The organism is Actinomadura sp. GC306, from assembly GCF_004348665.1.
In the GTDB taxonomy this organism is placed as follows: Bacteria; Actinomycetota; Actinomycetes; order Streptosporangiales; family Streptosporangiaceae; genus Spirillospora.
This window is the reverse complement of sequence record NZ_SMKM01000008.1, coordinates 55,001-63,546: the sequence shown is the minus strand read 5'-3', so window position 1 is coordinate 63,546 and position 8,546 is coordinate 55,001. Positions and strand designations below refer to the sequence as shown.

Annotated in this window: 7 protein-coding genes; 6 read left to right on the top strand and 1 reads right to left on the bottom strand. The window is 73.7% G+C overall.

Features of this window, described 5'->3' with window-relative positions; genetic code table 11:
- Positions 1 to 490: 490 nt before the first annotated feature.
- The 5 genes from mihF to metK all read left to right on the top strand — a co-directional run bounded on the left by mihF (position 491) and on the right by metK (position 4,515).
- The gene (mihF, locus tag E1200_RS02545; protein WP_021597647.1) at positions 491 to 817 is read left to right on the top strand and encodes an integration host factor, actinobacterial type; all 327 of its coding nucleotides are present in this window, start codon (positions 491 to 493) and stop codon (positions 815 to 817) included.
- Between the two features lie 159 nt (positions 818 to 976).
- On the top strand, positions 977 to 1,570 hold the full coding sequence (gene gmk / locus E1200_RS02540) for a guanylate kinase (protein ID WP_131950119.1): 594 nt from the start codon (positions 977 to 979) through the stop codon (positions 1,568 to 1,570).
- Between the two features lie 61 nt (positions 1,571 to 1,631).
- Complete coding sequence (gene rpoZ / locus E1200_RS02535; protein WP_131950118.1) at positions 1,632 to 1,886, top strand: DNA-directed RNA polymerase subunit omega; 255 nt, start codon at positions 1,632 to 1,634, stop codon at positions 1,884 to 1,886.
- Between the two features lie 56 nt (positions 1,887 to 1,942).
- A complete protein-coding gene (gene coaBC / locus E1200_RS02530) occupies positions 1,943 to 3,163 on the top strand; it encodes a bifunctional phosphopantothenoylcysteine decarboxylase/phosphopantothenate--cysteine ligase CoaBC (RefSeq protein WP_131950117.1) in 1,221 nt (406 codons plus the stop codon).
- A gap of 158 nt (positions 3,164 to 3,321) precedes the next feature.
- Positions 3,322 to 4,515, top strand: a complete 1,194-nt coding sequence (gene metK / locus E1200_RS02525) for a methionine adenosyltransferase (protein WP_131950116.1) — start codon at positions 3,322 to 3,324, stop codon at positions 4,513 to 4,515.
- A 79-nt stretch (positions 4,516 to 4,594) separates the two neighbouring features.
- Here the strand turns inward: metK and E1200_RS02520 are convergent, their stop codons facing one another.
- Positions 4,595 to 6,166, bottom strand: a complete 1,572-nt coding sequence (locus E1200_RS02520) for an MFS transporter (RefSeq protein ID WP_243708300.1) — start codon at positions 6,164 to 6,166, stop codon at positions 4,595 to 4,597.
- 259 nt (positions 6,167 to 6,425) lie between these two features.
- On the opposite strand from E1200_RS02520, the gene E1200_RS02515 reads away from it, so the two are divergent.
- A complete protein-coding gene (locus E1200_RS02515) occupies positions 6,426 to 8,543 on the top strand; it encodes a primosomal protein N' (protein WP_131950115.1) in 2,118 nt (705 codons plus the stop codon).
- The last annotated feature ends 3 nt before the right edge of the window (positions 8,544 to 8,546 follow it).

The window sequence follows — 8,546 nt, the reverse complement described above, 5'->3', positions numbered from 1 at the left end:
GGCGGGGGAGCTGGGGCGGTGGCGGTGCCCTCCGGGAGTTGCGCGATCTTGGAGGCGGGGGTGTTGTCGAGGATGACAGTAACCCTCCCGGCGCGACGTGCGGAACGGCGCGGCGTGACGAGCGTCACTCGGTCGGGATCACTTGTGGGGGACCTCACAGGCCGCGTCCGCGGGGCCCGCGGACGGTCCGCGAAGGCTCCGAACGGCACGGCGGCGCCCCTCCGAGGTCCACCCGCAAATCGGTACCGAGTGCCGCGTATGGGGTCGGAAAGGGGGGATTTTCACGATCATGCGAAAGTCCCAGCAAGGCGCCGGGATGGGCGGCCGAGGGGCCCCGATTGGGTACACTCTGTATTCAGGACACTCCGGGGAGTGATATTCATGAATTTGTGGCGGGCTAAACGGCACTTCACGTTGCCTAATGGGCGGTGAACTCGCTAGTTTCCCAACCCGTCCGACTCCGTCGAGTGGAAACCTGAGGTGACCCGGCGTGGCTCTTCCGCCCCTAACCCCCGAACAGCGCGCCGCAGCCCTTGAGAAGGCTGCCAAGGCTCGCAAGGAGCGGGCCGAGGTTAAGAACAAGCTGAAGCACGGGGGAACCTCGCTCGCCGAGGTTCTCAAAGAGGGTCAGTCCGACGACGTCATCGGGAAGATGAAGGTGTCGGCGCTCCTCGAATCGCTGCCCGGTGTGGGCAAGGTCCGTGCGAAGCAGATCATGGAGCGCCTGGGCATCGCCGAGTCCCGCCGTGTGCGGGGCCTCGGCGCCAACCAGCGCGCCTCCCTGGAGCGTGAGTTCGGCGGAAGTGCGAACCGCTGACGCGCGACTCACGGACGGGCGCTGCGGCCATGCCGCCGCGGCCGGTCCGGGGCGACCCGTGACCGGCACCATCCCGTCCGGTTCCGGCGCCCGCGCCGAACGACTCCCCTCACCGGCCGCCCCCCGCGGGGGGCACGTCCCCGGACGGGCCGGATGAGAATGTTCGACGCAGCGCCGGACGGCTCCGAACAGCATGGCCCGCTCTCGCGGCGCCTGACGGTCCTGTCGGGACCGTCGGGCGTCGGCAAGAGCACGGTCGTCGCCGAGATCCGGCGAGCGCACCCCCGGGTGTGGCTGTCGGTCTCGGTGACCACCCGGCCCCCCCGGCCGGGTGAGACCCACGGTGTGCAGTACTTCTTCGTCGACGACGCCGGTTTCGACCGGCTCGTCGACGAGGGGGAGCTCCTCGAATGGGCCGAGTTCGCGGGCAACCGCTACGGGACCCCGCGGCGGCCCGTCGAGGAGCGCCTGGAGCGCGGCGAGCCGGTCCTGCTGGAGATCGACCTCCAGGGCGCCCGGCAGGTGCGCAGTACGATGCCCGAGGCGCGGCTGGTGTTCCTCGCGCCGCCCAGCTGGGAGGAGCTCGTCCGCCGGCTGACCGGCCGCGGCACCGAGCCCCCCGACGTCGTCGAGCGCCGCCTCGCGGCCGCCCGCGTGGAACTCGCCGCCGAGAAGGAGTTCGACGTCACGCTCGTCAACACGTCCGTCCAGGACGTGTGCGATGAGCTGCTAGCCTTGATGGCTGTTCACTAGTGGCGCCCGCCGTGCCCGGCGGGCGGGGAACCAACAGGCGAGATCTAGGGAAGGCCACCGAGTGGCAGTCAGCAATGAGGGCATCACCAACCCGTCGATCGACGAGCTCCTCGAAGTCGTCGACACCAAGTACGGCCTCGTGAGCATCGCGGCCAAGCGCGCCCGGCAGATCAACGCCTACTACGCCCAGCTGGGCGAGGGCCTGCTGGAGTACGTCGGCCCGCTCGTCGAGACGCAGGTCCAGGAGAAGCCCCTGTCGATCGCGCTCCGCGAGACGCGCGAGGGCCTCCTGAACGCCGAGCCCATCGAGGGCTGAGCGCCCGTGCGACCCCGGCGGGCGCCCGCCGGGCGCCTGATGGCACAGTGGGCGGCATGACCTCCCCCAAGCCGCGCGTCGTGCTCGGTGTGAGCGCCGGCATCGCCGCGTACAAGGCGTGCGAACTGCTCCGGCGGCTCACCGAGTCGGGCCACGACGTCACCGTCGTCCCGACCGAGGACGCGCTGCGCTTCGTCGGCGAGCCCACCTGGGCCGCGCTGTCGGGGAAACCGGTCTCGACCGGGGTGTGGGACGGCGTCGCCGAGGTCCCGCACGTCCGGCTCGGGCAGCACGCCGACCTCGTGTTCGTCGCCCCCGCCACCGCGGACCTGCTCGCCCGTGCCGCCGCCGGGCTGGCCGACGACCTGCTCACCAACACCCTGCTCACCGCCCGCTGCCCGGTCGTCTTCGCCCCCGCGATGCACACCGAGATGTGGGAGCACCCCGCGACCCAGGCGAACGTGGCGACGCTGCGCGAGCGCGGCGCCGTCGTCGTCGAACCGGCCTCCGGCCGCCTCACCGGCAAGGACACCGGCCCCGGCCGGCTGCCCGAGCCCGCCGAGCTGTTCGAGGTCGCCCGGCACGTCCTGGCGCGCGGCGCGGACGGCCGCGACCTCGCCGGGCGGCACGTCGTCGTCTCGGCCGGCGGCACCCGCGAATCCCTCGACCCGGTCCGGTTCCTCGGGAACCGCTCGTCCGGGCTGCAGGGCTACGCGCTCGCCCGTACTGCCGCCGCCCGCGGCGCCCGCGTCACGCTCGTGTCCGCCAACGTCGCCCTGCCCGACCCGGCCGGGGCCGAGATCGTGCCCGTCGGGTCGGCGGAGGACATGCGCGAGGCCGTCCTGAAGGCCGCCGGCACCGCCGACGCGGTCGTGATGGCCGCGGCCGTCGCCGACTTCCGGCCGGCCGGCTACCGCGGCTCCAAGATCAAGAAGGCCGAGGGGGGCGAGCCGGAGCCGATCCGGCTGGTGCAGAACCCCGACATCCTGGCCGAGCTCGGCGAGAAGCGCCGCCCCGGGCAGGTGATCGTGGGGTTCGCGGCCGAGACCGACGACGTCCTGGAGAACGGCCGCGCCAAGCTCGCCCGCAAGCGCTGCGACCTGCTCGTCGTCAACCAGGTCGGCGAGAACCTCGCGTTCGGGCGGCCCGACAACGCCGCGGTGATCCTCGGCGCGGACGGCGCGCAGACCGAGGTGCCGCGCGGAGCCAAGGAGGCGCTCGCCGAGGTCGTCTGGGACCACGTCGCCGACCGGCTCGTCCCCCCGCCGGCCGACTGACGCCCGCCGCCCGGCGGCCGCTGTGCCGTCCGCCGTTCCCGCTAGACTCCGAAACGACACCGTGGGAAACCCGGCGGGGGGCGGGGTCCCCTGCCGAACTCGACAAGACATCCGTCCCTGCGACGACAGTCAGCAGCCGCTGCAAGGAGTTCACGTACGTGCCTCGCCGCCTGTTCACCTCCGAGTCCGTCACCGAAGGACACCCGGACAAGATCGCGGACCAGATCAGCGACGCGATCCTCGACTCGATGCTCAAGGACGACCCGAAGAGCCGGGTCGCCGTCGAAACGATGATCACGACCGGTCAGGTCCACGTCGCCGGTGAGGTCACCACCGAGACCTACGTCGACATCCCGGGCGTGATCCGCGAGAAGATCCTGGAGATCGGCTACGACTCGTCGAAGAAGGGCTTCGACGGCCACTCCTGCGGTGTGTCGGTGTCCATCGGCGCCCAGTCGCCCGACATCGCGCAGGGCGTCGACGCCGCCTACGAGGCCCGCGAGGGCGAGGGCGTCGACGAGCTGGACCGGCAGGGCGCCGGCGACCAGGGGCTGATGTTCGGCTACGCCACCGACGAGTCGCCCGACCTGATGCCGCTGCCGATCACGCTCGCGCACCGGCTCGCGCACCGGCTGTCGGCGGTCCGCAAGAGCGGCGACGTCCCCTACCTGCGTCCCGACGGCAAGACCCAGGTCACCATCGAGTACGACGGCGACCGCGGCGTCCGCCTCGACACCGTCGTCGTGTCCAGCCAGCACGCCCCCGACATCGACCTGAAGGAACTGCTCACCCCCGACATCAAGGAGCACGTCGTCGACCCGGTGCTCGCCGGGTTCGAGCTGGAGACCGAGGGCTACCGGCTGCTGGTCAACCCGACCGGCCGCTTCGAGATCGGCGGCCCGATGGGCGACGCCGGGCTCACCGGCCGCAAGATCATCGTCGACACCTACGGCGGCATGGCGCGGCACGGCGGCGGCGCGTTCTCCGGCAAGGACCCGTCCAAGGTCGACCGGTCCGCCGCGTACGCGATGCGCTGGGTCGCCAAGAACATCGTCGCCGCGCGGCTCGCCCGCCGCGCCGAGGTGCAGGTCGCCTACGCGATCGGCAAGGCCCACCCGGTCGGGGTGTTCGTGGAGACCTTCGGCACCGAGAACGTCGACCCGGAGAAGATCCAGAAGGCGATCTTCGAGGTGTTCGACCTGCGCCCGGCCGCGATCGTCCGCGACCTGGACCTGCTCCGCCCGATCTACCAGCAGACGGCCGCCTACGGCCACTTCGGCCGCAGCGAGCCCGACTTCTCCTGGGAGTCGACGGACCGCGCCGAGGCGCTGGCCTCCGCCGCCGGCCTCTGACGCCCGCCCGCCCGCACGCGGAAGAGCCCCGGGGACGTTGTTCCCGGGGCTCTTCCGACGCGTGGCGGTGGCAGGCGGGTCAAGGAGCGCAGTGGTCGCCGCGGCGGAGGCCGTAGCGGGCGCCGATGGTGTAGCGGCCGGGCTCGCCGACCTGCAGCCGGATGAACTCGCCCGCGCGCGACAGGCACGCCTCCCCGCCCGTCACCCGCAGCCAGGGCGACCAGTAGGCGCGCACCAGGACGGAGCCGCCGGACGGCATGTCGACGACGAGCTCGCCCGCGTCGAGTTTGTGGACGGACGCCGGGCGGTCGACGAGGGGCGTCGCGCGCAGGACGCGGTACAGGCGCCAGTGCTCGTCGTGCCAGATCTCCGTCAGGTACGGCTGGCCCTCCGCGACGAGCGCGGCCTCGTCCCGCGCGGCCCAGTCGTTCTCCTGCTCGGGCAGGACGACGTACTGCACCGCCCACTTGTTCAGCCAGTCGCGGTAGGAGTCGGACGTCAGCGCGCCCTCCTCGTAGAACAGTGCGTGGCGTTCGGCGTCGACCTGGCGGTTCCAGCCGCGCGCGAGGGTGAAGTGGCGGGTCATCCCGGCCGACTCCCAGTGGGAGCGCAGCGGGACGACCTCGATGCGCCCCTTGTCCGCGCCGAGGCTGGTCAGCTCGGTGATGAGGCCGCTGGCGTGCGCGGCGGCCTCGTCGGCGGGTTCGGTGTGGATGAGGTCGTCGACGGGCTTCACGACCTGCCAGGACGCGGTGACGATGAACGCGAGGGACAGCACGGCGATCCGCAGGCGGCCGTGCGCGCGCGCGACGGCGGAGATGAGGAACATCCCTCCGAACAGCAGCGAGAGCCGTTCGACGTTGCTGCCGACGGGGGACGGGATCAGCCACGTCAGCACGATCCCGGCCAGGTACACGCCCGCGCCGACCCGGACGAGGGTCCAGTTCTTCGGCGCGCACGCCAGCACGGCGATCACGCTGGTGACGGCGGGCAGGACGATGGCGGTGAACGAGATCGGCTGGATGCCGTCGAAGGGGAACAGCAGGCTCGTCGTGCCCACGACGACGGGCAGCCCGGCGGCGAGGCAGACCCCGGCGCGGCGGCGTCCGGTCAGGAAGAGCGCGGCGGCGAGCACGAGGAGGAACAGGCCCGCGACGGGGCTCGCCAGCGACGCGAGGAGGCTGAGGCCGGCCATCCCCGCCGCGCGCGGGCCGGGCGTCCCGCGGCTCGTGAACGCGACGGCCGTGGCCATGAGCGCGAACATGAGGCCCAGCCCGAACGTGGTCCGGCCGGACGCGGCGTTGCACGCCAGCGCGAACGCGGCCCAGAGCGAGGCCGGCAGCGCCACGGGCGCCTTGAACCGCCGCAGGAGGTACGCGGTGAGCGCCGCCGAGACCGTGCCGGTCACCACGGCGACCGTGCGGATGCCGAACAGCGCCATGAGGTGCGGGGACAGGACGCTGTAGGAGACCGGGTGCATCCCGCCGTACCAGGCGAAGCTGTACGCGGTGTCGGGGTGCTTCCAGACGAAGTCCGTCCACGCGGCCTGCGCCGCGAGGTCACCGCCCTCCGTCGCCAGGTACAGCGCCCAGACCAGGTGGAGGACGGCCGAGGTGAACGTGGCGGCCACCACGGGGTGGCGCAGGTTCACCCGCTTACGCCGCGGAGCGCGGGCGGGGGAGCGGCGTGCCGGACCCTGCAGGGCAGGGGCGTCCGCCCGCTCTCGGGTATGCGGTGTCGTCATCGCCTGCTTGTCGTCGCCTGCACGGGCTCGTCGGGCGGCTAGGGCGCGGGAGGCATCGGGCAATGGACCGGCGGATGCGCACCCCGTCCGAACGGGTCAACCCTAGCGTGCGAGGCCGGCCGCCGGGCCGATGCCGGCTGTCGGGCCGATCTGGTAGGACGGGGGCGTGGCGAAGGACGGCGGGGGGACGGACCTCATCCCGGGGCTGGGCGATCTGCCGGAGCGCCCCGCGGAGGCGCCGCGCAGACCTTCCGGGTCGTCCAAGTCCGGCAAGCCGGGGAAGGGCGCGAAGAAGGGGGCGCGGCGGCCCGCCGGAGAGCTGCCCGTCGCGCGGATCGCGGTCGACATGTCCCTGCCGCACCTGGACCGGCCCTTCGACTACCTGGTCCCGGCCGACCTGGACGCCAAGGCCGTGCCCGGATGCCGCGTGCGGGTGCGTTTCGCGGGTCAGCTCGTCGACGGGTTCCTGCTGGAGCGGGTCGCCGAGAGCGGCCACGACGGGAAGCTGCTGTACCTGGAGCGGGTCACCTCGTCCGAGCCCGTCCTGACCCCGGAGGTCGCGGCGCTGGTGCGGGAGGTGGCCGACCGGTACGCGGGGACGTTCGCGGACGTGCTCCGCCTCGCCGTCCCGCCGCGGCATGCCCGTGTGGAGGCGGAACCCGCGACCGACCCGGGCGAGGAGACGGAACCGTCCGGCGATGACGGCGCGGCGGACATCGGCGTGTGGAGCGAGTACCCCGCGGGGGCCTCGTTCCTGAGCGCCCTGGCCGGCGGCAGGGCGCCCCGTGCGGTGTGGACTGCCCTGCCCGGGCCCGGCTGGACGGCCGCCATAGCGCGCGCCGTCGCCGTGACTCTGCGGAGCGGGCGCGGCGCACTCGTCGTCGTGGCCGATGGCCGCGACGTGGCGCGGATGGACGCCGCGCTGGAGGCGGAGCTGGGGGAGGGGCGGCACGTCGCGCTGACGGCCGAACTCGGCCCGGCGGAGCGCTACCGCAGGTGGCTGGCCGTCCGGCGCGGATCCGCGCGGGCGGTGGTGGGCACGCGCGCCGCCATGTTCGCGCCCGTCGCCGACCTCGGCCTGGTCGTGCTGTGGGACGACGGCGACGACGTCCACGCCGAGCCGCACGCGCCCTACCCGCACCCGCGCGAGGTCCTCGCCCTGCGCGCCCACCGGACGGGCGCGGCGGCGCTGATCGGCGGGTACACGAGGACCACCGACGCGACCCAGCTCGTCGAGACCGGCTGGGCGCACGCCCTCGCGGCGGACCGGCCGCGCATCCGGACGGCGATGCCCCGCGTCCGCTACGTCGGCGAGGACGCCCAGCTCGCCCGGGACGCCGCCGCCCGTACCGCGCGCCTGCCGAACGTCGCGTTCGAGGCCGCGCGGCAGGCGCTGCAGGACGGGCCCGTCCTGGTGCAGGTGCCGAGGCGCGGCTACGTACCGGGCATCGCGTGCGGGCGCTGCCGTACTCCGGCCCAGTGCGCGGCCTGCCAGGGGCCGCTGTCGCTGCCGTCGTCCCATGCCGCCCCGCACTGCCGGTGGTGCGGGCGCATCGCGGGCGACTGGCGCTGCCCCGAGTGCGGCTTCTTCCAGGTGCGCGCCGTGGTGGTGGGCGCCAAGCGCACGGCGGAGGAGCTCGGCAGGGCGTTCCCCGGGGTGCCGGTGCGCACGTCCGGCCGCGACGCGATCCTCGACCGGGTCGGCCCCGAACGGGCCCTGGTGGTGGCCACGCCCGGCGCGGAACCGCCCGCGGAGGACGGCTACCGGGCAGCGCTGCTGCTGGACGGCTGGGTGCTGCTCGGGCGGCCCGACCTGCGCGCCGGTGAGGAGGCGCTGCGCCGCTGGATGAACGCGGCGGCGCTCGTGCGCCCCCTGGGCCCGGTCGTGGTGGCCGCGGAAGGGACGCTGCCCGCCGTCCAGGCCCTCGTCCGGTGGGACCCGGTCACCTACGCCGAGCGGGAGCTCGCCGAGCGCCGGGAGGTCGGTTTCCCGCCCGCGGCGCGGATGGCGTCGCTGACCGGGACGCCCGCGGCCATCCGGGACCTGCTGGCCGATGCCCGGCTGCCCGACGGCGCGGAGGTCCTCGGTCCGGTTCCCGTGCCGCAGGCTCCCGGCCCGCAGGCGCCCGCCGAGGCCCAGGAGAAGGAGCGCGCGCTGGTCCGCGTGCCCCGGGCCGCGGGGGTCGCCCTGGCGCGTTCGCTCAAGGAGGCGCAGGGCGTACGCAGTGCGCGAAAAGCCACGGAGACCGTACGAGTCCAGATCGACCCCCTGGAGTTGATCTGACCA

What these genes read in the sequence shown, in the direction of transcription:
- gmk (WP_131950119.1), top strand. Translation starts at nt 977, where the DNA reads ATGTTCGACGCAGCGCCGGACGGCTCCGAACAGCATGGCCCGCTCTCG.
- coaBC (WP_131950117.1), top strand. Translation starts at nt 1,943, where the DNA reads ATGACCTCCCCCAAGCCGCGCGTCGTGCTCGGTGTGAGCGCCGGCATC.